Source organism: Pseudomonas sp. JBR1, from assembly GCF_028198185.1.
GTDB classification, from domain to species: domain Bacteria; phylum Pseudomonadota; class Gammaproteobacteria; order Pseudomonadales; family Pseudomonadaceae; genus Chryseomonas; species Chryseomonas oryzihabitans_E.
The window spans coordinates 4,197,012-4,222,126 of sequence record NZ_CP116340.1 but is presented as its reverse complement, the minus strand read 5'-3'; the positions used below and the strand labels follow the sequence as shown (position 1 = coordinate 4,222,126).

Genomic DNA, 25,115 nt, shown 5'->3' with positions numbered 1-25,115 from the left:
CTTTAGCTTCGCTGCTCGGCCAGGCGAGCCACCAGGGCTTCGGCCAGGCCACGGGGATCGGCGGTAAAGGTCGCAAGACCCGATTCGCGCAGGCTTTCCGGCATGCTCGGGGCGATGCAGGTGCTCGCCGATTGCGTCCAGAGGGTGCCACCGCGACGCCGTACATAGGGCGCGGACGCGGTACCGTCGTTACCCATGCCGCTGAAGACGATGACGCCGCAGCGCGTACCGAAGTGTTGCGCCAGGTTGAGCATCATCTGGCTGATCGACGGCGTATAGGGCTCGGGCCAGGCACGCTCGACGATGTCCAGGGCGCTGTTGGCGCGGAAGGTGAGTTCCTGCTGGGTCGGCACCACCACCACCTCGCCGCAGCGCACCGGCTCCCCCGGACGCACGTTCTGGATGTGCCACTGACTGTGGCGGCCCACCGCGCGCAGCAGGTTGGCGGCAAAGCCGTCGCCGATGTGCTGGGCATAGAGGAAGCCAACCGGCAGACCGCCGGGCAGGGCATCGAGAAAGGCCTTCACCGCCGCCGGACCACCCAGGGACGCCGCCAGCAACCAGACCTCAGGTGCGGGATCGCCCGCCGGCAGCGGCAAGTTGGCCAGGGGCTCGGGCAGGGCCAGGCGCGGGGGTCGCGGCTGATCCTGCAGCAGGGTCTCCAACGCCGGGCCGACCGCGGCCACCGGATCGCCGATCAGACGCTTGAGCTTGCCGATCAGGCGCTTTTCCCATTGGGCGAAGGGATCGGTGAAGCGCTCGGGCGCCTGGCCTTCGCCGAACAGGATGGGCACCTCGGCGCCATCCAGCAGCGCGTCCACCAGTGACGACTCCTCCGTCTGGCTGAGGTCGATCAGCCACAGATCGGTCGCGACCGTGGCCCAGGTCGCTTCGTCGAAGCGCTCCGGATCGCTGTTGAGGACGACGTGATAACCATTGTCGGCCAGCACCTGCTGCAGCACATGGCGCTGCAGCGGACTGTCGGCCAGGATGGCGACGCGGGCATTGTGTGTTTCAGTCATGATCCCCGACCAACCGATGGATATGGGCCAGGAGTTCGCTTTCCTGATAGGGCTTGCCCAGGTATTCGTTCACGCCCAGGCTCAGGGCCCGGTCGCGGTGCTTTTCCCCGGTACGGGAGGTGATCATCACGATGGGCAGATCCTTGAGGTTCGCGTCGTGGCGGACCAGGGTCGCCACCTCGAAGCCGTCCATGCGAGGCATCTCGATGTCCAGCAGGAGGATGTCCGGCTGGCGCTCCTGTAGCTGGGCGATGGCGTCCACCCCGTCCTTGGCGGTGAAGACCTCCATGCCATGGCGTTCCAGCAGGCGGCTGGTGACCTTGCGCACGGTGATCGAATCGTCCACCACCATGACCAGGGGCGGCCGGGCGTTCTCCGGCAGGATCGCCGGGGTCGGACTCGGGCGCGGCAGGTCTTCGCCGGACAGGCGCCGACTGCGGATCATGGCCAGCAGGTCGAGAATCACCACCACGCGGCCGTCACCCAGCAGGGTGGCGCCGGACAGGCCGGGTACCCCGGCGAACTGCGGCCCGAGGCTCTTCACCACGATCTCGCGCGAGCCGGCCACCGCATCCACCTGCACGGCCACGGCGTATTCCGCGGCACGCACCAGCACCACCGGTAGCGGCAGGCTCTGGCCGCTCAGCTTGGGCTGCTGGCCATTGCCGAGCAGATGGCCGAGATAGCGCAGGTCATAATGCTGGCCGCCGTATTCGAAGGTCCCCGCCCCCGGGCGGTAATAGCGCTCGAGGTCGGCCGCGGTCACCCGCACGATGCCCTCGATGGTGTTGAGTGGCACGGCGTAGAGGTCGTCGCCGGCGTGCACCATGAGCGCCCGGTTCACCGACACGGTGAATGGCAGGCGAATGGTGAAGCGCGTTCCCGCCCCCGGCACGCTATGGATGTCCATGCTGCCGCCGAGCTGCTTCACCTCCTGGTGCACCACGTCCATGCCCACGCCGCGCCCGGAAATCTGGGTCACGGTCGGCGCCGTGGAGAAACCGGATTCGAGGATGAACTGCAGCACTTCCGTCTCGGAGAGTTCCGCGTCTTCCGTCATCAGGCCGCGTTCGATGGCCTTGCGACGAACCGCATCCAGGTCGATGCCACGACCGTCGTCTGCCAGGGTCAGGATGATGTCGCCGCCTTCGCGACGCAGATCCAGACTGATGACGCCCTCGGCCGGCTTGCCAGCGCGCTGGCGTCCGGCGGCGTCCTCGACGCCATGGTCGATGGCGTTGCGCAGCATGTGCTCCAGCGGCGGAATGATCCGCTCCAGCACCGTGCGGTCCAGCTCGCCTTCGGCGTTGTCGACCCTGAGTTCGACCGGCTTGTCCAGCTCGCCGCTGACCTGGCGGACCACCCGGTGCAGGCGCGGCACCATGCGCTCGAAGGGCACCATGCGCGTCTGCATGAGGCTTTCCTGCAGCTCGGTGTTGACCCGCGCCTGCTGCAGCAGCAGGGTTTCGGCGTCCCTGTTGCGCTGGCCCAGGGTGTTCTTCAGGTCCAGCAGGTCGGAAGCCGACTCGAACAGCGCCCGGGACAGCTGCTGCAGCTGGGAATAGCGGTCCAGCTCCAGGGGATCGAAATCTTCGTAGCCGGCGCGATCCACGTCCTCATGGTGACGGCTGATGATCTGAGCCTGGGTCTCGGTATCCAGCCGGCGCAGCTGATCGCGCACCCGCTCGATGGTGGCTTCCATCTCACCCAGGGTGGTGCCGATGTCATTGACCTGCTGCTCGACGCGACCGCGGAAGATCGAGGTCTCGCCGGCCAGGTTGACCAGCTGTTCAAGCAACGCGGCCGGCACCCGCACCAGCTCCTGGGAGGAACGCCGCTGCGCCGCCTGCTGGCGGACCTGCTGCAGGCGCTGGACGAAAGGCAGCGGGGCAACGGCTGCCGCGGGCGCCGCGTCCGCCACCATGACTGGCGCCACCGCCGCGTTTTCCGCCGACAGTTCTACCTCGCCCTCGGCATCGGTGCTGGCGGATTCCGCACGGGTGGCGCTGTCCGTCTCCAGCGGGAGGTCGCCAAGCCCCTGGATGTCCTGTTCGGTCTGGACGGCCGCTTCCTGTATCTCTGGCGCGGTTGGTTGAGCCGGCGCGGGCAGCGACAACTGGGCCACCGCGACTTGCAGCTCGTCGACCCCCTGGGTCGCCAGGTCATGGACGCGCTCGCGATCGCCCTCACCCAGTCCTACCGCCAGCGACCTCAATTCGGCCAGCTGCTGCTCCAGGGCATGGGCTTGCTCACCCAGCCCATGGAGACCGGCCAGGCGCGCGCCGCCCTTGAGGGTGTGCAGGCAGCGCAGCAATTCGTCTACCGCCGCCTCGGGTGCGGCCGGCCAGCGGGCCAGCGCTTCATCCATGCTGGCCAACAGGTCCTGGGCTTCCTCGATGAAGATCTCGAGGATTTCCGCGTCGGTATCTTCATCGAAGATCGGCGCGGGCGTCACCAGAGCGGTCGGGGTTTCACCTGCCGCCTGCGACTCTCCGCGGTAGTCACGCAGGGCCTCGACAAGGTCCTCGGCTGCCGCCGGGGACTGCCCCTGGGCCAGGGTTTCGAGTTGCTGATGCAGTCGGTCGTGGCAGCGGTGCAGCAGACCGCCCAGTTCGGCACCTGACTTGATTCGCCCTCGCGCCAATCCCTCATAGAAGGCTTCCAGGGCATGGGCGAGATCGCCGATGGCATCCACCTCAGCCAGGCGAGCCCCACCCTTCAAGGTGTGCAGGTCGCGCAACAGCGATTCCAGTTCCAGGCTGTTGCGCGGCTCGGCTTCCCAGGCCCGTAACGAGGTCGCCATGCTGTCGAGCAGGTCGCGACTCTCTTCGATATAGATGGCCAGCAACTCGGCGTCCGGACCTTCGTCCATGCCTGGCGCGACGGCCTCGGGCATCGACACCGCAGCCTGGGACTCGTCGTCTGGCGTGGCATCCGCTGTCGGCTCGCCCAACTCGGCGGCGAGATCAGGCTCGCCCTGGAGGCGCTCCGACTCGGCCTCGGTCGTTTCTGCCAGGTCATCGAGATGCCCCATGCGGATGCGCTGGAGGCGTTCGACTTGATCGGCATGCTCACTGATCGGCTCACCCGCCGCCAGCTCTTCCAGTTGCGCGGCCAGGCAGCCATGGGCGTCACGCAGAGGCGCGGCCAGTTCGGCACCGCCAGCGAGACGACCGTCGAGCAGGCCTTCGTAGATGGCGTCCAGTTCCGTGGCCAGACACGCGACGGGCACGACCCCGGCAAGATGGGCGCCGCCCTTGAGGGTATGCAGATCGCGCTGCAGGGTGCCGAGGTGGAAGCTCTGTTGAAGTTCGACCAGCCAGCGCTCCAACGCCCGATCGGCACTGTCCAGCAGGTCCTGGGCCTCTTCGAGGAAGATCAGCTGCATTTCCGGATCGACCGCGTCGACGGGCGCTGACTCGTCTGCCCCGCTTGCGAGCTCCGGCTGGGCTTCGCTGGAGCCGTCCGCTGCAGGTAGCAGCGCCTCCTGAGGCTCGTTCAGTGTATCGGGATCGGCTTCGGCTTCGGCTTCGGCTTCGACTGGCAGATCGACGTCGAGCGCGAGGTCGGGGGACACTGGAGTGGCCACTTCCGGATCGAAAAGGGCTTCGGGCTCCGGCTCGGCCAGCAGGGTGCTCGCCGCCATGGGCAGTCCGGCCAGGATGCCCGCCAGCAGCGCTCGCAGGCCCTGGATACGCTCTTCAGCCGGGGTCGCGCGCATGCCGCCGGCCAACTGGTTGAGCATGCTGATCAGGGCTTCCTGCGCCTCTTCGGCCTCACGGAAGAAGGCCTCGTCGGCCGGCAAGGAACCGCTCGCCACCGCTGCATAGACCACCTGCAGCGCCTCGGCGAGTTGCTCCACATCGACCAGCCCGACCCGGGCTGCGCCATCGGCGAAGGTGTTCAGGCGCTCGGCCAGCAGATCCGGGCAGGCCGCCCGCTCGCCCTGGGTGCGCCAAGCGCCCAGGCGTTCGTCGGCCTCCAGCAGCAGCTCCATCGCCGGCATCAGGAAATCGGCCAGGCGCAGCACGTCGCGCTGCTCCGGCAAGGGTGCTTCCGGAACCGGTAACTGGGGATTCAATTGCTCCAGCAGCGTCTCGCATTGCTCGATCAGCGCCGCCGAACCGGCCAGCGGTGCGGCCAGTGACGCTTCGTCGAGATCAGCGAGTCGCTGTTCCAGCAATTCCGCACCCTGGGCGAGCAAGGCGCATTCCGGCTCGGCGAAGGGGACATGGACGAGCTTGTATTCCTTGGCCAGGCTTTCCAGCGCCGAGGCCAACTCGGCCAGCGGCGAACTGCCCGCCATATGGGCACTGCCCTTGAGGGTATGCAGGGCGCGCAGGAGATTGTCGGAAACCGGCTGGGGATGGCCCGCGTCGGCCTGCTCCAGGAAACGCCGCACCGTCTCCAGATGGGCCTGGGCCTCGGTGCGAAAGATGTCCAGCAACTGGGTATCGGCTTCGCCACCCGCGCCGGAGGAAGGGGCCTGATCGACGACCTCCATCGGCGACAGCTCCGCTTCGACCAAGGTCTCGACAGGGGCCGGCATACGTTCGGGCAGGGCTTCGTTGCGTGCCAAGGCGTGGGCGGCGTGGGCCAGCCAGTCGACGTCGTCACGCTGCCGCTGCCGATCTTCGGCGTATTCCTCGACCAGCTCCGGCAGTAGCGCACAGGTCTGCTCGACCACCGCCTGCAAGGCGGGACCGTGATCGACGCTATGATCCAACCGGCGATTGAGCAGATTCTCCAGTGCCCAGGCCAGTTCGCCGATGACCAGCGCCTGGACCATGCGGCCGCTGCCCTTGAGCGTATGGAAATTGCGCCGTAATTCGCTCAGCGCGGTGCGCTGCTCGGGATCGGCCAGCCAGGTCGGCAACCAGCGCTCGAGCTCCGCCTGGACCTCGCCGGCCTCCTCGATAAAGACCTCGCGCAGTTCGTCCTCGACCGGTTCGGCATCGGCCGCAGGGGGCAACAGCGCCTTCGGCACCTGCGCCGCGGGCGGATTGATGGGATCGACCGGTGCGGCCAGCACCTCGGCGATCGCCTCCGCATCGGTGGTCGCGGGTGCCCGGCTGTCCAGCTCGCTAGCTGCCAGCCGCTCTTCGGGTCCTTCGTCGGCAGCCTCCAGCGCGGCCGGTAAGGCGTCATCGCTGGCATCTGCCGTCGTCTCGGCGTCAGCCTGGAGATCGAAGGTCGGGGACTCGTCCTCGACGGTGGGTTCGGCCCCGTACAGGGCACTTTCCCCTGCGTCGTCGGCCTCCTCCACCGGCAAGGCCGTGAGCTCCAGCGACTCCTCAGGCACCGGCTCCTCGTCCATGGACTCAAAGGGCGGCTCGACCGCGCTGGGCGCCAAGGGCACCTCCACCGCGTCGCCTTCGCTAGCCGCCTTGGGCGGATAGCCGAGGGCGATGAGGCTCTCGTCGGCGATGTCGAGAATCATGTCGTGGGGCGTGGACGGATCTTCCGCCAGGCGCTCCAGGTAGTACTCGACGCTGGTGATGGCGTCGGCCAAGGTATCCAGACTCTGCCAATCGGGCACGGCCTGCTTGCCCAGCAGTTGCTGGCCGATGTAGTCGTTGGCCGCCTGCACCTGGGCGGCGGCCCGCTCCAGCGGAATCATCGCCAGGCCGCCACGGACCTGGGTCAGCAGCAGGGGTACCGGCTCCAGGTGGTCGTGGTTCCACTGGGAGGCGATGAATTCGATGATGGCGTCCTTGGACTGCTCCAGGCCATTGCGCGCCTCGCGCACCACCACCCGGTGCAACTGGTCGATATCGGTGGTCGGCAGCCGGCTTTCCTCGGCATCGCCCACCTCGTTGCCGCTGACCATACCGGCCAGGGTCGCCTCGACGTAGAGCAGCGCGCCAGCGATGTCCATCAGGGCGGCGTCACTGGCCTCGCGCACGCCATCGGCCAGTTCGGTGACGGCTTCGTGCTGTTCCAGCACGACCTTGCGCGGCTGACCGAAGCCCAGCACCGCCAGGGTATCGGCGATCTGCTTGAGCGGCGCCAGCTGGCTGCGCAGGCTGGCGGCCTGCTGGCGATCACTGCGCACGAACAGATCCAGGCTGTCCTTGATCTGCACCAGTTCTTCGCAGAGCGCGGTCACCACCGAACGCATGGCCTCGCGATCCGGGCCAACGATGCGCGAACGTTCGACGCCCACCAACTCGGCGTCCGGCAGCGCTTCGTCGAGGCGATAGCGGGCCTTGAGCGCGGCGATGCGCGGACTCTGCACCGGCGCCTTGGCCAGATAGAACAGCAGGTTCTTCAGCAGATCGGCCGGCGCTGGCTGGTTGAGGGTCGCCACGCCATCGCTGATGAGCCGCTTCAGCTCCCGATCGAGTTGTCGCAACAGCCCGCGGATCGAACTGCTGTTGTCCAGCTCGCCGGCCTGCATCAATTCGGTCAGCCCGGCCGCGACCGGCCAGAGGGCGCCAAAGGGGGAACCGGCGCAGAGCTGATCCAGGTGCTCGAAAACGCGCAGTAAGTAATCCAGGTGCAACTGGACGTCACGATCGCGGAACAGGCCGACCTGGGCCCCCTGCAGGGCCTGGCGCAGCTTGCGCAGGCGCGGCAGCCAGTCCGGCGAGGCGCGGTCGGCCAGCTCGTCGTCGCTCAGCGACAGCGGCGTGGCCGACAGATCCGGCGAGAACAGGCTGGTTTCCGACAGCAGCTTTTCGCCACGGGCCGAACGCAGGTCGTTGAGCAACGGCAGGATGGCCAGCGGCAGATCGCGACGGGCCTCCAGGACCCGATCCAGATAGGGCGGGACCTGCAGGATGGCCTGCATCAGCACTTCCAGTGCCTCGTCCGAACTGCCTACCCGCTCTTCGTGGAGCGCCTGCAGGAGCAGCTCCATCTCTTCGGCAAGCAGCGCGGCACCGTAGAACTCCACCATCTGCAGGGTGCCGTAGACCTGATGCACATAGGTCCGGCAAAACCCCAGGCGGCTACGGTCGTGTGGGTTGTCGACGAACGCCTCGAGCGCCTTGCGGGCCTGCTGCAAGGTTTCGGCGATCTCTCCCTTGACCCACTCGAGGGCTACGTAGTCGTGTCGATCGATCATTTCGGCTCCTGTCATACCGGGCGTTCCACCTGGCGGGTAAACGCCAGGACTTCGGGATGATCGACGGGTATCAGTTGCGGGTGGCTCCAATTGCTCACCTCACCGACACCCAGGACCAACAAACCACCCGGTGCAAGCCGCTGGACCAGCTGGTTGAGCAGATCTCGACGCAGCCAGCGGCGGAAATAAATCAGCAAGTTCTGACAAAAAATGACATTGAGTCCCTGCAAGGGGGCCTGGCCCAGTTCCAGCACATTGAGCCGGGCGAAGCACAGCCGCTCCGCCAAGCGGGAGCAGATCTCGAAGCTGCCGTCCTCGCGGGCGTGGAAGTAGCGCTCGCGCAGGGCGGCCGGCACCCCGGCCAGCCGCTGCAAACTATAGGTGCCCTGCCGCGCCTGGTGCAGGGCCTCGCTGCTGATATCCGTACCGGTCAGCGCGAACGTCAGGGGCTGCTCCTGCCGGGACAAGACCTCGGCGGTGCTGATGGCCATCGAAAACGCTTCCTCTCCACTGGCGCAACCCAGACTCCACAGGGTCAGGCTCCTGCCCTCCCCGGTCCGGGCGAACTCATTCACATAGGCTTCCAGCAGGGCGAAGGACGGTGGATGACGAAAGAAGCGGGTCGCCTGGATGGTCAGCCGATCCAGCAGTCGGACCCATTCGATTCGGCCACTGACCCCTGCGCAGACGGTACGGTAGTAGCCGTCGTAGTCGGCGATCTCCAGCTCGCGCATGCGCGCAGCCAGCTGGATCTGCAGAAAACCGCGCTGGCGTTCCTCCAGCACCATTCCGGCGCGCGTTTCGAGCAACTGGCGCCAGCGTTCGAAGTCCGCATCCGGCAGCTCGGGAGCACGGCGCAACGCCCAACTCGACTCCCTCACGCCATCTCCCCCTCGCCACACCGCGATATGGCTGTTGTACTCAGCTCAACGGCTGTTCGTTCGGCAGATTGAAGCCCGATACCGAACGCCGCATCTCGCTGGCCAGCTTGGCCAGCTCGCCAATGCTGCGCGCGGTGGCGGTAGTACCGGTCGAGGTCTGCGAGGTGATCTCCTGAATCACGTTCATGGTGCTGGAGATATGGCTAGCGGACGACGACTGCTGGCGAGCGGCGTTGGAGATGTTCTGGATCAGGCCGGCCAGGCTCTGGGAGACCTTTTCGATCTCTTCCAGGGCCACACCGGCGTCCTGGGCCAGGGCAGCGCCGCGGACCACTTCCGAGGTGGTCTGCTCCATGGAGATGACCGCCTCGTTGGTATCGGTCTGGATCGCCTTGACCAGCGCCTCGATCTGCTTGGTGGCGCCGGACGAGCGTTCGGCGAGGCGCTGGACCTCGTCGGCGACCACGGCGAAACCACGGCCGGCGTCACCGGCCATGGAAGCCTGGATGGCCGCGTTCAGTGCCAGGATGTTGGTCTGGTCGGCGATGTCGTTGATCAGGCCGACGATGTCGCCGATCTCCTGGGAGGATTCACCCAGGCGCTTGATCCGCTTGGCGGTGTCCTGGATCTGCTCGCGGATGTTGTCCATGCCGATGATGGTGTTGTGCACCACCTGGTTGCCCTTGTTGGCGATGGCCACGGAGCGCTCCGCCACCGCGGTGGATTCCGAGGCGTTGGTGGATACCTGGTCGATGGACACGGCCATTTCGTTGATGGCCGCGGAAGCCCCGGCGATTTCCTGAGCCTGGTGTTCCGAGGCCTCGGCCAGCACGGTGGCGGTGTCCTGGGATTCCTGGGCGGCGGCGGCCACCTGCACGGCGGTCTGGTTGATGGTTTCCACCAGCTCGCGCAGCTGGTCGATGGAGTAGTTGATGGAGTCGGCGATGGCGCCGGTGAAATCCTCGGTCACCGTGGCCTGCACGGTCAGGTCACCATCGGCCAGGTCGGCGATCTCGTCCAGCAGACGCAGAATGGCGGTCTGGTTGCGTTGGTTCTTCTCGTCGGTCTCAGCCAGCCGGCGGCGGGTGTCGCGGACCAGGATGTAGCCGATGCAGAGGATGGCGCCGAGGGCGATGAACACCAGCAGATAGCTGCCCACGGTGTTGATCTTGCGACTTTGGGCCAGCGCGGCGTAACCGGCGCCGAGCTCCGAAGCGGAACCGAGCAGCGCCTGAGAACCACTGTAGATCTGGCCCACGGCGGAGCGGACCTGCAACAGTTCGGGCGAGGTGGCGAGGATCTCGTCGACGTTGCCGGCGACGAATTCGAACAGCTTGTTGGCTTCGTTCAACCGGCCGACCGCTTCGGGATCGGTGATCTTGGCGATGCCCATCGAGGCGTTGCCCTCGCGCATGGCCTTGAGCACCCGTCCATAGAGGCTGGCGTCGCGACCAAAGCTGTCGGCGGCCTGTACCGCGGCCTCGTCACCCGTGAGGATCTTGTTGATGGCACTGAGGATCCGCTCGGCGAGCAGCGCCTGACGCTGGGCCACCACCACCTGACTGGCGGGCGCGCCGCGCTCGATCAGGATATCGACGATCTCCTCGTTCTCGACCTGCAGCTGAGGAATGGTATCGGCCAGGGCACCGGACAGCTGGTGCAGAGACAGCACGGTCTGTTCGCTGCCGAGCATGCTGTCGACCTGCTTGCGCTGGATGTCCCACTGCGCCTGCAAGGTGTCCAGCCGCGGACCGAGGATCGCGGGCGAGGGCGGCAAACCGGTCTGCGGATCACCACTGCGCAGGATGTTCAGGCGGCGCTCGAACTCGGCACGCGCCTGGCGCAGGTCCTTGAAGGCCCCGGCCTTGCCGGTGGCGGCCTCACTGGCGCTCTTGGCCAGCTGCTGCGAGAGGATGCGCAGCTCGGTGGCCTGGCCTTGGTACTGGTTGTCGTAGTTGGTCTGGGTGCCCAGGTACGCAAAGTTGGCGAACAGCAGCACGATCGCGACGATCAGCACCACGAACATGCCCGCGACCCACGCGTTGAGCTTCCCGGTATTGAGTTTGTTCATCAGCGGCCCCCGCCTGGACCTTGGTTCCTTTAGTTCTATCCTTGTCGGTCGACGCATCGCTTCGCTTGAAGTCGGTGTTCGTCGCCCTACCCCCAACCGTCGGCGACAGCTCCTGCCATCCCGACCCAGACCCGGTACGTCGCGCCGCTGCGCCTAGTGGCTCAGGCCGCGACGTCCTTGAATTCGGGATGCTCGACCAAGGCGCGCGGGCTGCAGACCAGCCACGGCACGTCGCGTTGGAAGACGCCTTCCAGAAAGAAGTGCAGACCCGCTGGCACGCTGTCGGCGTGCTCGCGATAGGCCTCGATGTCGAAATGCTGCATGCCCAGGACTTCGTCAACCGCCAATCCGACGAAGAGGTCGCCATGGTCGACGATCAGGATGCGCCGCTGTTTGCGCAGCGCCTGGACCTTCACGCCGAGAAATTGCCCCAGGTCGGCAATCGGCAACAGCCGACCGCGCACATTGGCCACGCCCTTGAGCCATGGCTTGACGCCGGGTAGTGCGGTGAAGCGTGGCTCGGGCAGGATCTCGCTGACCTCGCCCATGGGAATCACGAAGCGCAGTTCCCCAAGGCGAAAGCCGATGCCGCTCCAGCTCCGCTGGTTTTCCTGCTGCGCCGGTAGGCCCGCAGCCCGTTCGCGGCAGCGCAGATCGATCAGCCGCAAGAGTTCGTAGGGCGTGGTGGCGTCGCTCATAGGATTCCCTGCCGATTGGGGCGCTGCCGCGAGAAACGGACGTGAGGCCTCAGCCTTGCAGGACACCCGCCAGGGTGCGCAGCAGGGTGTCTTCGTCGATGGGCTTGGTGAGGTAGTCCTTGGCGCCTTGACGCTTGCCCCAGACCTTGTCGGTTTCCTGGTCCTTGGTGGTGACGATGACCACGGGAATGTGGCTGGTCTCGGCATCCTTGGTCAGCTGTCGGGTGGCCTGGAAGCCGTTGAGACCGGGCATGACGATATCCATCAGGACCGCATCCGGCTTCTCCTGGCGCGCCAGGGCGACGCCATCGGCGCCGTTCTCGGCCTTGAGCACCTGATGCCCATGCTTTTCCAGCATGGCGGTGAGCTTGTACATCTCGGTGGGAGAGTCGTCGACGATCAGAATTCGAGCCATGAAAATTTCCTACTAGATTGAATCGCCCGCCTCAGGACACTCAGGACGCTTGTTCGAGCGGAGTGAAGCTGGGGACGTGGGTCTTGATCGCACCGATCAGCTCTTCTTTGCTGAAAGGTTTGGTGAGGTACTGGTCAGAGCCGACGATGCGGCCCTTGGCCTTGTCGAAGAGCCCGTCACGGGAGGACAGCATGATGACGGGGGTCGCGCGGAACGCGCTGTTGTTCTTGATCAGTGCGCAGGTCTGATAGCCATCCAGTCGCGGCATCATGATGTCCACGAAAATAATGTGGGGATGACTATCGGCGATCTTGGCAAGCGCATCGAATCCATCGATGGCGGTGATGACCTCGCAGCCAACCTTCTTGAGCAGGGTCTCGGCGGTGCGACGAATCGTTTTCGAATCGTCGATCACCATGACCTTGAGCCCTTCCGAATACTGTTCCATGTTCAAGCTACCAGCTCATCGTCGATGAAACGTGAATGATGTCGATCCGGGCACTTTGGCGGCGCCTCTTTGTAGCACACAATACCGTGACGTACCACGCAGATCCCCTGGCGGCGGACCACCGGCCCGCCCGCCACGACGATCGCGCAAGCATTGGCACTGGAGGGGATCGAAGGGCTATTCTGACGCCTTGCCCACGTAGAACCGAGGTCTAGCGTCAATGAGTATCCGCCTGGGGATCGTCATGGATCCCATCGAACGCATCTCCTATAAAAAGGATAGCTCCATGGCCATGCTGTGGGCGGCCAAGGCCCGCGGCTGGACACTGCACTACTTCGAGATGCAGGACCTGTACCAGGTCGATGGCGAAGCCCGCGGCCGCGGTCGACAGCTGGACGTATTCCAGGATCCGGAACGCTGGTTCGCCTTTGGCGAAGGCGTCGATCTGCCCCTGCGCGACCTGGACGTCATCCTGATGCGCAAGGATCCGCCCTTCGACAACGAATTCGTCTATGCCACCTACCTGCTGGAGCAGGCCGAGCGTGGCGGCACCCTGGTGGTCAACCGTCCCGCCAGCCTGCGCGACTGCAACGAGAAGTTCTTCGCCACCCTGTTTCCCGAACTGGCCCCGCCGACCCTGGTCAGCCGCCGCGCCGACATCATCCGCGAATTCGCGCGCACCCATGGTGACGTCATTCTCAAGCCGCTCGACGGCATGGGCGGCAGCTCGGTGTTCCGCCACCGGGAGGGCGATCCCAATCTCTCGGTGATCCTGGAGACCCTCACCGCCCACGGTACCCAGCAGATCATCGCCCAGCGCTACCTGCCGGGCATCAAGGACGGTGACAAGCGCATCCTGATGATCGACGGCGAACCGGTGGACTACTGCCTGGCGCGAATTCCGGCGCAGGGCGAAACCCGCGGCAACCTGGCTGCCGGCGGCCGTGGCGTCGCCCAGCCACTGTCGGCGCGGGATCGCGAGATCGCCACCACGGTAGGGCCGGAGCTGCGCAAGCGCGGCCTGCTCTTCGTCGGCCTGGACGTGATCGGCGAGCACCTCACCGAGATCAACGTCACCAGCCCGACCTGCATCCGCGAGATCGATGCGGCCTACGATACCCGTATCGCCGAACGCCTCATGGATGTCATCGCGCAGAAACGCGCGAGCTGAGGCGAACGTCCATGCCGCCCGCGGCGGCATGGACAACCGCGGACACAATCCGCAGACTGGCGCCAGCCCTGCCGCGCGTCCTCTGCCCTTGCCGACCCAGTCAATGCCCAGCACCGCCCCGTCCCCCGCTCCCCAGGTCCGTCCCGCCGACCGCCTGGGCTTCACGCTGCTCATCGCGACCCTGCTGCATGTCGTGCTGATCCTCGGCGTCGGCTTTTCGCTGCCCGAGCCTAGCCAGATCAGCCGCACCCTGGAGGTGACGCTGGCCAGCTTCAAGAGCGACGAGGCGCCCAAGCAAGCCGATTTTCTCGCCCAGGAAAACCAGCAGGGCAGTGGCACCCTGGACAAGGCAGCCGCGCCGAGTACCCCGGTGCAGGCGCCCTTCCATGACAGCGAGATTCGCCAGGCCGCACCGCCTGCCCGCCCGCCCGCGGCGGATCGGGCCCAGGCACCCAAGGCCGCGGTGACCACCCGCGCCTCTCGGCCGACCAAGGCCGAGCCCAGCCGCGAGACGCCCGAGCGGGAACAGCGTGACGCGCCCAGTCCCGAGGCCGACAGCCAGGCCGCCGAACTCGCCAGCCTGGAAGCCCAGCTCGCCGAGGAGCGCCAGCAATACGCCAAGCGCCCGAAAATCTGGCGGATCAACGCCGCCTCGACGCAAAAGGATAAGGGCGCCCGCTACAAGGAAGAATGGCGGCGCAAGATCGAGCGTATCGGCAACCTCAACTACCCCGAGCAGGCCAAGCGCGACCGGCTCTATGGCAGCCTGCGGCTGCTGGTGGCCATCAACAAGGACGGCTCGCTCTACGAGGTCCAGGTGCTGGAGTCCTCGGGACGTCCGGTGCTGGACCAGGCCGCCTTGCGCATCGTCCGGCTGGCGGCGCCCTTTGCCCCCTTCAGTGGCGATCTGACCGACATCGACCGGCTGGAGATCATCCGTACCTGGCGCTTCGAGCGTGGCGACCGCCTGTCCAGCCAATAGCCCGACGCGCCGTTGGACTTGAAGCCGGACCGCGCAACCGGGAAACTTGCCGGTCATGAAGCCGACCTCCAGCACCACCCTACAGCACCAACTCCTAATCGCCATGCCGCAGATGGACGATCCCAATTTCGCCGAAACGGTGATTTACCTCGTCGACCACGGCCCCGATGGCGCCATGGGCCTGGTGATCAACCGCCCCAACGGCCTGCATCTGGACGACCTGCTCGAACAACTGCGCCCTGACGTACCGGCCACCTCGGACGACGCCAGCATCGCCCTCTATTCCGGCGGTCCGGTGCAGTACGACCGCGGATTCGTGCTGCACGATGCCGGCCCCACCTTCCAGAACACCCTGGAGCTCGAGGAACTGAGCCTGACCACGTCGCCAGACGTGCTGTTCGCCATTTCCGACGGCACCGGCCCGGCCCGCCACCTGATCACCCTGGGCTACAGCGGCTGGGGTCCCGGCCAGCTCGAAGAAGAGCTGGCGGCCAATCTCTGGCTCACCACCCCGGCCACCAGCGCCCTGCTGTTCGAGACGCCCAGCGACCAGCGTCTGGGCGCAGCGGCCGCCCTGCTGGGCGTCGACCTGCGCCTGCTCTCGCGTCAGGCGGGTCATGCATGAGCGCGCCCAGCGGTCTCTACCTGGGCTTCGACTACGGCACCCGGCAGATCGGCGTCGCCGTCGGCCAGGCCGTGACCGGCCAGGCCCGCGAACTGCTCACCCTGAAGGCACAGAACGGCGTGCCCGACTGGCAGCAGATCCAGCGCCTGCTGGACGAATGGCGCCCCACTGCGCTGGTGGTCGGCCTGCCGCTGAACATGGACGGTACGCCCAGCGAGATGAGCGAGCGCGCCGAGCGTTTCGCTCGCCGCCTGCAGGGTCGCTACGGATTGCCCGTGCATGCCCATGACGAACGCCTCACCACCTATGCCGCCAAGGGCGAGCGAATGCAGGGCGGTCAGCGCGACGGCTATCGCGAACGCCCGGTGGACGCCCTCGCCGCCGCCCTCCTCCTGGAAGGCTGGCTGACCCAACAACTGGAACGGGCCGCGCGCCCGCAATCGGAGTAGCCATGCACCTGCCCTCTCCCGCCGAGCTTCTGCCACGGCTGGCCGCCGACCTGCGCCTGTCGCTGGATCGCCGTGGCATCACCGATCCCGGCTTCGTCGGCATCCACACCGGCGGCCTGTGGGTCGCCGAGGCCCTGCTGGCCGAACTCGGCCTGGACACCCCGCTGGGCAGCCTGGACGTGTCCTTCTACCGGGACGACTTCACCCAGAAGGGCCTGCATCCCCAGGTGCGCCCCTCGGCCCTGCCCTTCGAGGTCGACGGTCGGCACCTGGTGCTGGTGGACGATGTCCTGATGAGCGGTCGCACCGTGCGCGCGGCGCTCAACGAACTCTTCGATTATGGCCGCCCGGCCAGTGTGACCCTGGTCTGCCTGCTGGACGTCAATGCCCGCGAATTGCCGATCCAGCCCGACGTGGTGGGCGCCACCCTGACGCTCGCCGCCACCCAGCGCGTCAAGCTGACCGGCCCCGTTCCGCTCGCCCTCGAATACCGCGACGTCCCCGCCGCCTGACCTGGATTCGCTGCCATGACCGACGCTACGCGTTCGCTGCAACTCAACGCCCAGGGCCAATTGCGCCATTTCCTTTCGCTCGACGACCTGCCCGCCGAACTCCTCACCGAATTGCTCGATACGGCCGACTCCTTTCTGGAGGTCGGCGCCCGGGCGGTGAAGAAGGTGCCCCTGCTGCGCGGCAAGACGGTATGCAACGTCTTCTTCGAGAACTCGACCCGCACCCGTACCACCTTCGAGCTGGCGGCCAAGCGGCTGTCGGCGGACGTCATCACCCTCAATGTCTCCACCTCCTCCACCAGCAAGGGCGAGACGCTGTTCGACACCCTGCGCAACCTGGAGGCCATGGCCGCCGACATGTTCGTGGTGCGCCATGCCGATTCCGGCGCGGCCCACTTCATCGCCGAACACGTCTGCCCCGATGTCGCCATCATCAACGGCGGCGACGGCCGCCATGCCCACCCCACCCAGGGCATGCTCGACATGCTGACCATCCGCCGGCACAAGGGCGACTTCGCCAACCTGTCGGTAGCCATCGTCGGCGACATCCTGCACTCGCGGGTCGCCCGCTCCGACATGCTGGCGCTGCGTACCCTGGGCTGCCGCGACATCCGCGTGGTCGCGCCGCGCACCCTGCTGCCGGTCGGCCTGGAAGACCTCTATGGCGTGCGCACCTGCACCGATCTGGCCGAGGGCCTGGAAGGGGTGGACGTGGTGATCATGCTGCGTCTGCAGCGCGAACGCATGCAGGGCGGCCTGCTGCCCAGCGAGGGCGAGTACTACCGGCTGTTCGGCCTGACCCGCCAGCGCCTGGCCCGTGCCAAACCCGACGCCATCGTCATGCACCCGGGGCCGATCAATCGCGGCGTGGAGATCGAATCGGCGGTCGCCGATGGCGAGCAGTCGGTCATCCTGAATCAGGTCACCTACGGCATCGCGGTCCGCATGGCGGTGCTGTCGATGACCATGAGCGGGCAGACGGCCCAGCGTCAGCTACAGGAGAATGCGCAGTGAGCCTGAGCATCCGCAACGCCCGGGTGATCGACCCGGCCTCTGGCCTCGACCAGATCAGCGACGTCCATGTCGACGAGGGCCGCATCCTGGCCATCGGCGAGGCGCCCCAGGGCTTCCAGGCCGCCGAGCAGCTGGACGCCCGCGACCTCATCCTGGCACCCGGCCTGGTCGACCTGGACGTCGCCCTGTGCGAGCCGGGCCTGACCCGCAAGGGCAACGTCGACAGCGAGACCCGCGCCGCCGCGGCCGGTGGCGTCACCAGCCTGTGCTGTCCGCCGACCACCCGCCCGGTGCTGGACACCACCGCGGTGGCCGAACTCATCCTCGACCGAGCGCGTACCGCCGATCATGCCCGGGTTCACCCCATCGGTGCCCTGACCAAGGGCCTGGGTGGCGAACAGCTCTCCGAACTGATGGCGCTGCGCGATGCCGGCTGCGTCGCCTTCACCAACGGCCTGCAGCGCTTCGAAAACCTGCGGGTACAGCGGCGGGCCCTGGAATACGCCGCCACCTTCGATCTCACCGTGGTCTTTACTGCCCTGGACGCCGATCTGGCCGAAGGCGGCCTGGCCCACGAAGGCCCCACCGCCAGCTTCCTGGGTCTCACCGGAATTCCGGAGACGGCGGAAACCATCGCCCTGTCCCGCGACCTGCTGCTGGTGGAGCAGAGCGGCGTGCGCGCCCACTTCGGCCAGCTGACCAGCGCGCGCGCGGTGGAGATGATCGCCGCAGCCCAGGCACGTGGCCTGCCAGTGACCGCCGACGTGGCGCTCTACCAGCTGCTGCTCACCGATGAAGCCCTGCAGGGCTTTTCCAGCCTCTATCACGTCAAACCGCCGCTGCGGACCGCCCGTGACCGCGACGCCTTGCGTGCCGGGGTGCGTGACGGCGTGATCGGCGCCATCTCCAGCCATCATCAGCCACATGAGGCGGACGCCAAGCTGGCGCCCTTCGCCGCCACCGAACCAGGCATCAGCAGCGTCGAATTGCTCCTGCCATTGGCCCTGACCCTGGTGGCGGACGGCCTGCTGGATCTGCCGACCCTCCTGGCACGCCTGACCAGCGGCCCGGCCCAGGCCCTGCGCCTCCAGGCGGGTCGTCTGGCCAAGGGGCTGCCTGCGGACCTGGTGCTGTTCGCCCAGCAGCCGACCGCCCAGGCCGCTACGCCCTGGCTCTCCCGTGGCCGTAATTGCCCCTTCCAGGGCCTCACCCTGCCCGGCCGCATCGAACGCACCCTGGTAGGGGGGCGCGCGACCTACCGGCGCGGCGCCTGAATAGGAAAGGGGCTCCGCGGAGCCCCTTTCCTTTGCCTCTCAGCCGGTCTTAGCGCACCAGCCGTCGACGATTCTCTTCGGAAATCTGCGAATTGAGCGTCCAGAAGTCGTAGAGCACGCCGAGCAGGAAGAAACCGGCGGTAAAGAAATAGAGGATGGCAGTGATCCACTTGCCCATATAGAGGCGGTGCACGCCGAAGATGCCCAGGAAGGTCAGCAGGATCCAGCCCAGGCTGTAGTTCAGCGAACCGGACTGGAAGCGCAGGTCCGCCTCGCGATCCATGGCCGGGATCAGGAAGAGATCGATCAGCCAGCCGATGCCCAGCAGGCCCAGGGTGCAGAACCAGAGGGTGCCGGTGACCGGTTTGCCATAGTAGAAGCGATGCGCGCCGAGAAACCCGAAAATCCACAGCAGATAGCCCATGACCTTGCTATGGGTGTCCTGATACTGCATGTCTACGACCTCGCGACTGACGGAAAAGACCCACCTTACCTACACCCTTACCTTCACCATGACTTTATGTCGAAAACTGGATGAATGCCCAGGGAGTCTCACTGGTTGGCGCTTTAGGGACCTCACTTTCCGCTAAAAATTACATAATTTCTTGATGAGAGGTGCACAAAATATCCACAGGGTTGGTATAGAATCCCTCGCTTCGATCTTCAGACACCCCTACGACAATGCGTCTATTTCTTCTGACATGGCTCTCCGCCTGTCTTGTGCTGCCCGCGGCAGTACAAGCGAAAGAGAACTCTGCAGCGCGCACTGCCGCTCCGGTCCATAAGGTCGCAGCCCGGCATGTCACCGCCGCTTCAGCTCCTAAGACCGCCGCTCGGCATGTAGCCGCCACTCCGGCTCGCAAGGCCGCGACTCGGCACGTTGCCGCCGTGGACCATACCCAGGCGGCTTCCGCGGCCCGCGCCAAGCGCGCAGCCCGGGCCACCAGTGCTATGCACCGCAAACAGGCCACCGCTCAGGCCGCCACCCGCAACGTCGGCGCCCAGGTCGCGACCCGTGCCATGGACCTGGTCGGTACCCCCTATCGCTACGGCGGGACTAATCCGCAGAACGGCCTGGATTGCAGCGGCCTGGTGAACTACGTCTACCGTGACGTGCACAACGTCAAGCTGCCGCGCACCTCCCGTGAGCTGTCCCAGCTCAAGGGCCCCAAGGTCGCCCGTGGCGACCTCAAGGCTGGTGACCTGGTGTTCTTCAAGACCGGTCAGCGCAGCGGCATCGACCACGTCGCCATCTACCTGGGCAACGATCGCTTCGTCCATGCCCCGCGCAGCGGCGAAAGCGTGCGGGTCGATCACCTGAGCAAGCCCTACTGGACCAAAAGGTTCGCGTCGGCCAAGCGTGTGTTGCAGCAGCCCACCCTGGCGGCGGAAACCAGTCCCGTCGCGGACAAGCCGCGTACCAAGCGTACCCGCAAGTCCTGATCCCTCCCCTCGCTCCGCCGGGCTGCTACCGCTCGGCGGAGTGTCGCTCCACTCGGCGCCGCCCGGCGCAAAGCCATTGAACGACGCTCCGCTTCCTGGATACTGTATGCAATCACAGTACAGGAGATCTCGATGGAGCTCGCTGACAAGCTGATCATTCTCGCCGATGCCGCCAAGTACGACGTATCCTGCGCCAGCAGCGGTGCGCCCAAGCGCAGCTCGAAGGGCAAGGACGGCCTGGGCTCGACCGACGGCATGGGCATCTGTCACAGCTTCACCCCCGACGGGCGCTGCGTGGCGCTGCTCAAGGTGCTGCTGACCAACTTCTGCCAGTACGACTGCCAGTACTGCGTCAATCGCCGCAGCAGCAACGTCCCGCGGGCGCGCTTCACGCCCGAGGAAGTGGTGCAGCTGACCCTCGATTTCTATCGGCGCAACGTCATCAGCGGGCTGTTCCTCAGCTCCGGCATCATCCGCTCCTCCAACTACACCATGGAGCAGATGACCCGGGTGGCCCAGCTGCTGCGCGAACAGCACCAGTTCCGCGGCTACATCCATCTCAAGACCATTCCCGACGCCGATCCCGAGATCATTGCCCAGGCCGGTCTCTATGCCGATCGTTTGTCGGTGAACATCGAGCTGCCCACCGAGAGCAGCCTGATCAAGCTGGCGCCGGAAAAGAACGGCAGCAGCATCCGCAAGACCATGGGCAACATCCGCCTGGGCCTGGAGGAAGCCGAGGCCGAAGCCAAGGCGCCGCGCTTCGCACCGGCTGGCCAGAGCACCCAGATGATCGTGGGCGCCGACGCCACCGACGACCGCACCATTCTCGATACCGCCCAGACACTTTATGGCGCCTATCGCTTGAAGCGCGTCTACTATTCGGCCTTCAGTCCGATTCCGGAAAGCCCGGGCACGGTGCCACTGCAACCGCCGCCCCTGCTGCGTGAGCACCGCCTGTATCAGGCCGACTTCCTCATGCGCGGCTACGGCTTCCAGGCGGAAGAGCTGCCCACCGAAGACGGCCAGCTACCGCTGGACGTTGATCCCAAACTCGCCTGGGCGCTGCACAATCGCGCCATCTTCCCGCTGGATCTGAATCGCGCCGACCAGGCACTGATCGCCCGGGTACCCGGTATCGGTGTGCTCTCGGCCAAGCGCCTGGTGGAACTCAGACGTGAGCGGCGCATCCGCTACGCCGATCTGATCCGCCTGAAATGCAGCGTGGAGAAGGCTCGTCCCTTCATCATCACCCAGGACTACCGGCCGCAACCGCGGCTGGCCGAATCCCTCGACCTGCGCCGGCAGCTGGCCGAACCGCCCGCCCAGCTCGCCCTGCTCTAGATGCACAGGGTCGATTTCGACGGCACCTTCGCCGGCTGGCGCCAGGAGGCACGCCGGCTGCTTCAGGCCGGTATCGCGCCGGCTCTGGTGAGCTGGCAGGAGAGCCGTGGGCTGGGCGACCTGTTCGACGAACCGGTCGAGGCGGTGGCGACGCCACCCAGTGGCGCCGTGCGCATCCCGCCGCAACTGGCCGAGGCCCTGACCTACGCCGCCTGCTTTCGCAGTGACGATCGCTGGGCACTGCTCTATCAGGTGCTCTGGCGGGTCGCCCAGGGCGAGCGCGCGGCCATGCTGGCCGGTGATGAAGACGGCAGCGAACTACAGCGTCGGGTCAAGGCGATCCGCCGCGAGATCCACCACGTGCATGCCTTCCTCAGGTTCCGCCCGCGTGCGGAAAGCGCCGGTCCGCCGGCCTGGGTGGCCTGGCACCAGCCGGCCCACGATGTCCTGGCCCTGGCGGCGCCGCATTTCTGCGACCGCATGGGCAACAGCAGCTGGCTGATCGCGACCCCGGAGGCCGCCGCGCTCTGGGATGGCCAGGCGTTGCAACTGGTGGAGCCCTGCCCCGCCGAGCTGCAGCAACTGGCCCGCCAGACGCCAGAGGACGATGACCGTAACGCTGGTGACGAACTCTGGCGCGCCTATTACCGCAGCACCTTCAATCCAGCACGGGCCAATCCGCGCACCCTGAGGGGAAACATGCCGGCGCGCTTCTGGAAGGATCTGCCGGAAGGGCCGCTTATCCCGGCACTGCTTAGCGAGGCCCGAGCCGGTGCCCAGCGCCTGGCCCAGGCCGAGGCCGTGGGTCGTCAGGGCGGTCGCGAGGTATTGATCGCCGCGGAACGCGCCCAGCCGGAGCGACCGCTGCCCACCACCCTCGACGAATGCCGCCGCTGCGAACTCTGGGAGAAGGCCACCCAGCCGGTGGCCGGCGAAGGCCCACGCACGGCGCGCATCCTGCTGCTGGGGGAACAGCCCGGCGACCAGGAAGACCTGGCGGGTCGCCCCTTCGTCGGGCCGGCCGGGCAGGTGCTGATGGCGGCGCTGGCCGAGGCAGGTCTCGACCGCAGCGAGGTATTCCTCACCAATGCGGTCAAGCACTTCAAGTGGATTCCCCAGGGCCGGAGACGCAAGCACGTCACCCCAGGACCAGAGATCGCCCCCTGCCGCTACTGGCTGGAGCAGGAACTGCGCGACATCCAGCCGATGGTAGTGGTGGCTCTGGGGTCGACGGCCCTGGAAGCCCTGCTCAAGCGCAAGCCACGGGGCCTGGCGCAATTCATGGGTCGGCCCCTGCGGCTGGACGAGCGCTGGATCATCGCCACCTATCATCCGTCCTACATCCTGCGCACCCCGGACGCAGGGCAGCAGGAGCAGGCACGCCAGGCGCTGGTCGCTGCCCTGCGCGAGGCCAGGACCCTGGCAGCCGACGGCGAGAGCTAGCGGAAGCGCCTGGGTGGGTCGTCGCCCATGTCCACCGAGAGATTGCGGGTGGTCTGATTGAGGTGATCGGCATCTGTCTCCGACCCCAGCTTGATCATCAGCCGCAGGTCGTTGGCGGAATCGGCGTGGGCCAGGGCCGCTTCGTAGCTGATCTCGCCGTCGCGATAGAGGCTGTAGAGCGACTGGTCGAAGGTCTGCATGCCCAGTTCGCCGGACTTCTTCATCAGCGCCTTGAGTTCGTGCACCTCGCCCTTGCGGATCAGGTCGGTGGCCAGCGGGGTGTTGAGCAGCACCTCGATCACCGCGCGGCGCCCCTGACCATCGATGGTCGGCACCAACTGCTGGGCGACGATGCCCTTGAGGTTGAGCGACAGGTCCATCCAGGTCTGGCTGTGTCGATCGGCCGGAAAGAAGTGGATGATGCGATCCAGCGCCTGGTTGGCGTTGTTGGCGTGCAGGGTGGCCAGGCACAGGTGGCCGGTCTCGGCGAACGCCAGGGCATGCTCCATGGTGTCCCGACTGCGGATCTCGCCGATCATGATCACGTCGGGCGCCTGGCGCAGGGTGTTCTTCAGCGCCACCTCGAAGGACTCGGTGTCGATCCCTACCTCACGCTGGGTGACGATGCAGCCCTGGTGCTGGTGGATGTACTCGATGGGATCCTCGATGGAGATGATGTGCCCCGCCGAGTTCTTGTTGCGATGGCCGATCATGGCCGCCAGCGAGGTGGACTTGCCGGTGCCGGTGGCGCCGACGAAGATCACCAGGCCGCGCTTGGTCATGGCCAGCTTCTTGATGATCTCCGGCAGGCGCAGTTGCTCGACCGTGGGAATGTTGACCTCGATGCGGCGCAGCACCATGCCCACCAGATTGCGCTGGTAGAAGGCACTGACCCGGAAGCGACCAATGCCCCGGGCGCTGATGGCGAAGTTGCACTCGCGCTTCTGCTGGAATTCCTGCCGCTGTTCGTCGGTCATCACCCCCAGCACCAGGGCCCGGCACTGCTCGGGAGACAGCGAATCCTTGGTGACCGGCGTCATGCGCCCATTGATCTTCATCGAAGGGGGCACGCCGGTGGTGATGAAGAGGTCGGACGCCCCCTTGTCCACCATCAGCTGCAGGAACCTGTCGAAATCCATCAGAAGTTCTCCGGCGTCTTGGCCTTCTCGCGGGCCGCGTCGCGGCTGATCAGCCCCTTGGCCAGGAGCGCCTTGAGGCACATGTCCAGGGTCTGCATGCCCAGGCCGCCACCGGTCTGGATCGAGGAATACATCTGCGCCACCTTGTCCTCGCGGATCAGGTTACGGATGGCCGGGGTGCCGATCATGATCTCGTGAGCGGCTACCCGACCGCCGCCGACCTTCTTGAGCAGGGTCTGGGAGACCACCGCCTGCAGGGATTCGGACAACATGGAACGCACCATGGATTTCTCTTCCGCCGGAAAGACGTCCACCACCCGATCGATGGTCTTGGCCGCCGAGGTCGTGTGCAGGGTGCCGAACACCAGGTGCCCGGTCTCGGCCGCGGTCAGTGCCAGGCGGATGGTTTCCAGGTCGCGCAGCTCGCCCACCAGGATGATGTCCGGGTCCTCGCGCAGCGCCGAGCGCAGGGCTTCGGAAAAGCCCAGGGTGTCGCGATGCACCTCGCGCTGGTTGACCAGGCACTTCTTGGACTCGTGGACGAACTCGATGGGATCCTCGATGGTGAGGATGTGGTGGTACTTGGTGTTGTTGAGGTAGTCGAGCATGGCCGCGAGGGTGGTGGACTTGCCCGAACCGGTCGGTCCGGTCACCAGCACCAGCCCGCGCGGCACGTCGGTGATCTTCTTGAACACCTCGCCCATGCCCAGCTCTTCCATGCTCAGCACCTTGGAAGGGATGGTCCGGAATACCGCGCCAGCGCCACGATTCTGATTGAAGGCGTTGACCCGGAAGCGCGCCACGCCCGGCACCTCGAAGGAGAAGTCGGTCTCCAGGAATTCCTCGAAGTCCTTGCGCTGCTTGTCGTTCATGATGTCGTAGATCAGCGCGTGCACCTGCTTGTGCTCGAAGGCCGGCAGATTGATGCGGCGCACGTCGCCATCGACGCGGATCATCGGCGGCAGGCCGGCGGACAGGTGCAGGTCGGAGGCGCCTTGCCGCGCGGAAAAGGCCAGCAATTCGGTGATATCCATGGGACTCCCAGATGTCGAGCAAGCAGGTAGAATGCCGCGCAGCACTGGCGGTCTGACCTGGTCACCGCCACTCCTTCATCC

20 protein-coding genes are annotated in these 25,115 nt (G+C 66.3%); 10 read left to right on the top strand and 10 right to left on the bottom strand.

Translation table 11 applies throughout. The features are described from left to right. Positions 1-2 precede the first annotated feature (2 nt). The 7 genes from PJ259_RS19575 to pilG form a co-directional block, all read right to left on the bottom strand. Positions 3-1,022, bottom strand: a complete 1,020-nt coding sequence (locus tag PJ259_RS19575; protein ID WP_059313559.1) for a chemotaxis protein CheB — start codon at positions 1,020-1,022, stop codon at positions 3-5. Further along, positions 1,015-8,091: an Hpt domain-containing protein gene (locus PJ259_RS19570; protein WP_271653877.1), complete on the bottom strand. Its 7,077-nt coding sequence runs from the start codon at positions 8,089-8,091 to the stop codon at positions 1,015-1,017. The genes PJ259_RS19575 and PJ259_RS19570 overlap by 8 nt, the downstream gene beginning before the upstream one ends. Before the next feature lie 11 nt (positions 8,092-8,102). Then, complete coding sequence (locus PJ259_RS19565; protein WP_271653876.1) at positions 8,103-8,972, bottom strand: CheR family methyltransferase; 870 nt, start codon at positions 8,970-8,972, stop codon at positions 8,103-8,105. A gap of 40 nt (positions 8,973-9,012) precedes the next feature. Then, positions 9,013-11,043, bottom strand: a complete 2,031-nt coding sequence (locus PJ259_RS19560; protein ID WP_059313556.1) for a methyl-accepting chemotaxis protein — start codon at positions 11,041-11,043, stop codon at positions 9,013-9,015. 161 nt (positions 11,044-11,204) lie between these two features. After that, positions 11,205-11,741: a chemotaxis protein CheW gene (locus PJ259_RS19555; protein ID WP_059313555.1), complete on the bottom strand. Its 537-nt coding sequence runs from the start codon at positions 11,739-11,741 to the stop codon at positions 11,205-11,207. Positions 11,742-11,790: 49 nt separating this feature from the next. Further along, positions 11,791-12,156 carry a twitching motility response regulator PilH gene (pilH, locus tag PJ259_RS19550; protein ID WP_007161680.1) on the bottom strand — a complete coding sequence of 122 codons (366 nt, stop codon included), beginning with the start codon at positions 12,154-12,156 and terminating at the stop codon, positions 11,791-11,793. Between the two features lie 40 nt (positions 12,157-12,196). Next, a complete protein-coding gene (gene pilG / locus PJ259_RS19545) occupies positions 12,197-12,604 on the bottom strand; it encodes a twitching motility response regulator PilG (RefSeq protein WP_007161679.1) in 408 nt (135 codons plus the stop codon). A 220-nt stretch (positions 12,605-12,824) separates the two neighbouring features. On the opposite strand from pilG, the gene gshB reads away from it, so the two are divergent. The 7 genes from gshB (at position 12,825) to PJ259_RS19510 (ending at position 18,631) form a co-directional block, all read left to right on the top strand. Then, complete coding sequence (gene gshB, locus PJ259_RS19540; RefSeq protein ID WP_271653875.1) at positions 12,825-13,775, top strand: glutathione synthase; 951 nt, start codon at positions 12,825-12,827, stop codon at positions 13,773-13,775. A 103-nt stretch (positions 13,776-13,878) separates the two neighbouring features. Continuing rightward, complete coding sequence (locus PJ259_RS19535) at positions 13,879-14,757, top strand: energy transducer TonB (protein ID WP_271653874.1); 879 nt, start codon at positions 13,879-13,881, stop codon at positions 14,755-14,757. 55 nt (positions 14,758-14,812) lie between these two features. Continuing rightward, on the top strand, positions 14,813-15,382 hold the full coding sequence (locus PJ259_RS19530) for a YqgE/AlgH family protein (RefSeq protein ID WP_271653873.1): 570 nt from the start codon (positions 14,813-14,815) through the stop codon (positions 15,380-15,382). Next, positions 15,379-15,831, top strand: coding sequence for a Holliday junction resolvase RuvX (ruvX, locus tag PJ259_RS19525; protein ID WP_271653872.1), 453 nt, complete (start codon positions 15,379-15,381; stop codon positions 15,829-15,831). The genes PJ259_RS19530 and ruvX overlap by 4 nt, the downstream gene beginning before the upstream one ends. Positions 15,832-15,833: 2 nt before the next feature. Then, a complete protein-coding gene (gene pyrR / locus PJ259_RS19520; RefSeq protein ID WP_271653871.1) occupies positions 15,834-16,343 on the top strand; it encodes a bifunctional pyr operon transcriptional regulator/uracil phosphoribosyltransferase PyrR in 510 nt (169 codons plus the stop codon). Positions 16,344-16,358: 15 nt separating this feature from the next. Further along, complete coding sequence (locus tag PJ259_RS19515; RefSeq protein ID WP_059313550.1) at positions 16,359-17,357, top strand: aspartate carbamoyltransferase catalytic subunit; 999 nt, start codon at positions 16,359-16,361, stop codon at positions 17,355-17,357. Next, positions 17,354-18,631 (top strand): dihydroorotase, encoded by a 1,278-nt coding sequence (locus tag PJ259_RS19510; protein ID WP_271653870.1) that lies wholly within the window; start codon positions 17,354-17,356, stop codon positions 18,629-18,631. Before PJ259_RS19515 ends, PJ259_RS19510 begins: the two co-directional genes overlap by 4 nt. Positions 18,632-18,680: 49 nt before the next feature. Here the strand turns inward: PJ259_RS19510 and PJ259_RS19505 are convergent, their stop codons facing one another. Continuing rightward, positions 18,681-19,085, bottom strand: coding sequence for an NINE protein (locus PJ259_RS19505; protein WP_059313548.1), 405 nt, complete (start codon positions 19,083-19,085; stop codon positions 18,681-18,683). 434 nt (positions 19,086-19,519) lie between these two features. Between PJ259_RS19505 and PJ259_RS19500 the strand changes: the two genes are divergently transcribed. The 3 genes from PJ259_RS19500 to PJ259_RS19490 all read left to right on the top strand — a co-directional run bounded on the left by PJ259_RS19500 (position 19,520) and on the right by PJ259_RS19490 (position 22,861). After that, positions 19,520-20,074, top strand: coding sequence for a C40 family peptidase (locus tag PJ259_RS19500; protein ID WP_059313547.1), 555 nt, complete (start codon positions 19,520-19,522; stop codon positions 20,072-20,074). 132 nt (positions 20,075-20,206) lie between these two features. Continuing rightward, a complete protein-coding gene (locus tag PJ259_RS19495) occupies positions 20,207-21,418 on the top strand; it encodes a putative DNA modification/repair radical SAM protein (protein ID WP_017640984.1) in 1,212 nt (403 codons plus the stop codon). After that, positions 21,419-22,861, top strand: a complete 1,443-nt coding sequence (locus PJ259_RS19490; RefSeq protein WP_271653869.1) for a UdgX family uracil-DNA binding protein — start codon at positions 21,419-21,421, stop codon at positions 22,859-22,861. On the opposite strand, the gene PJ259_RS19485 is transcribed toward PJ259_RS19490, so the two are convergent. Both PJ259_RS19485 and pilT read right to left on the bottom strand, forming a co-directional pair. After that, complete coding sequence (locus PJ259_RS19485; protein ID WP_059313545.1) at positions 22,858-24,000, bottom strand: PilT/PilU family type 4a pilus ATPase; 1,143 nt, start codon at positions 23,998-24,000, stop codon at positions 22,858-22,860. The genes PJ259_RS19490 and PJ259_RS19485 overlap by 4 nt on opposite strands. After that, complete coding sequence (gene pilT, locus PJ259_RS19480; RefSeq protein ID WP_007161666.1) at positions 24,000-25,034, bottom strand: type IV pilus twitching motility protein PilT; 1,035 nt, start codon at positions 25,032-25,034, stop codon at positions 24,000-24,002. The genes PJ259_RS19485 and pilT overlap by 1 nt, the downstream gene beginning before the upstream one ends. Positions 25,035-25,115 lie beyond the last annotated feature (81 nt).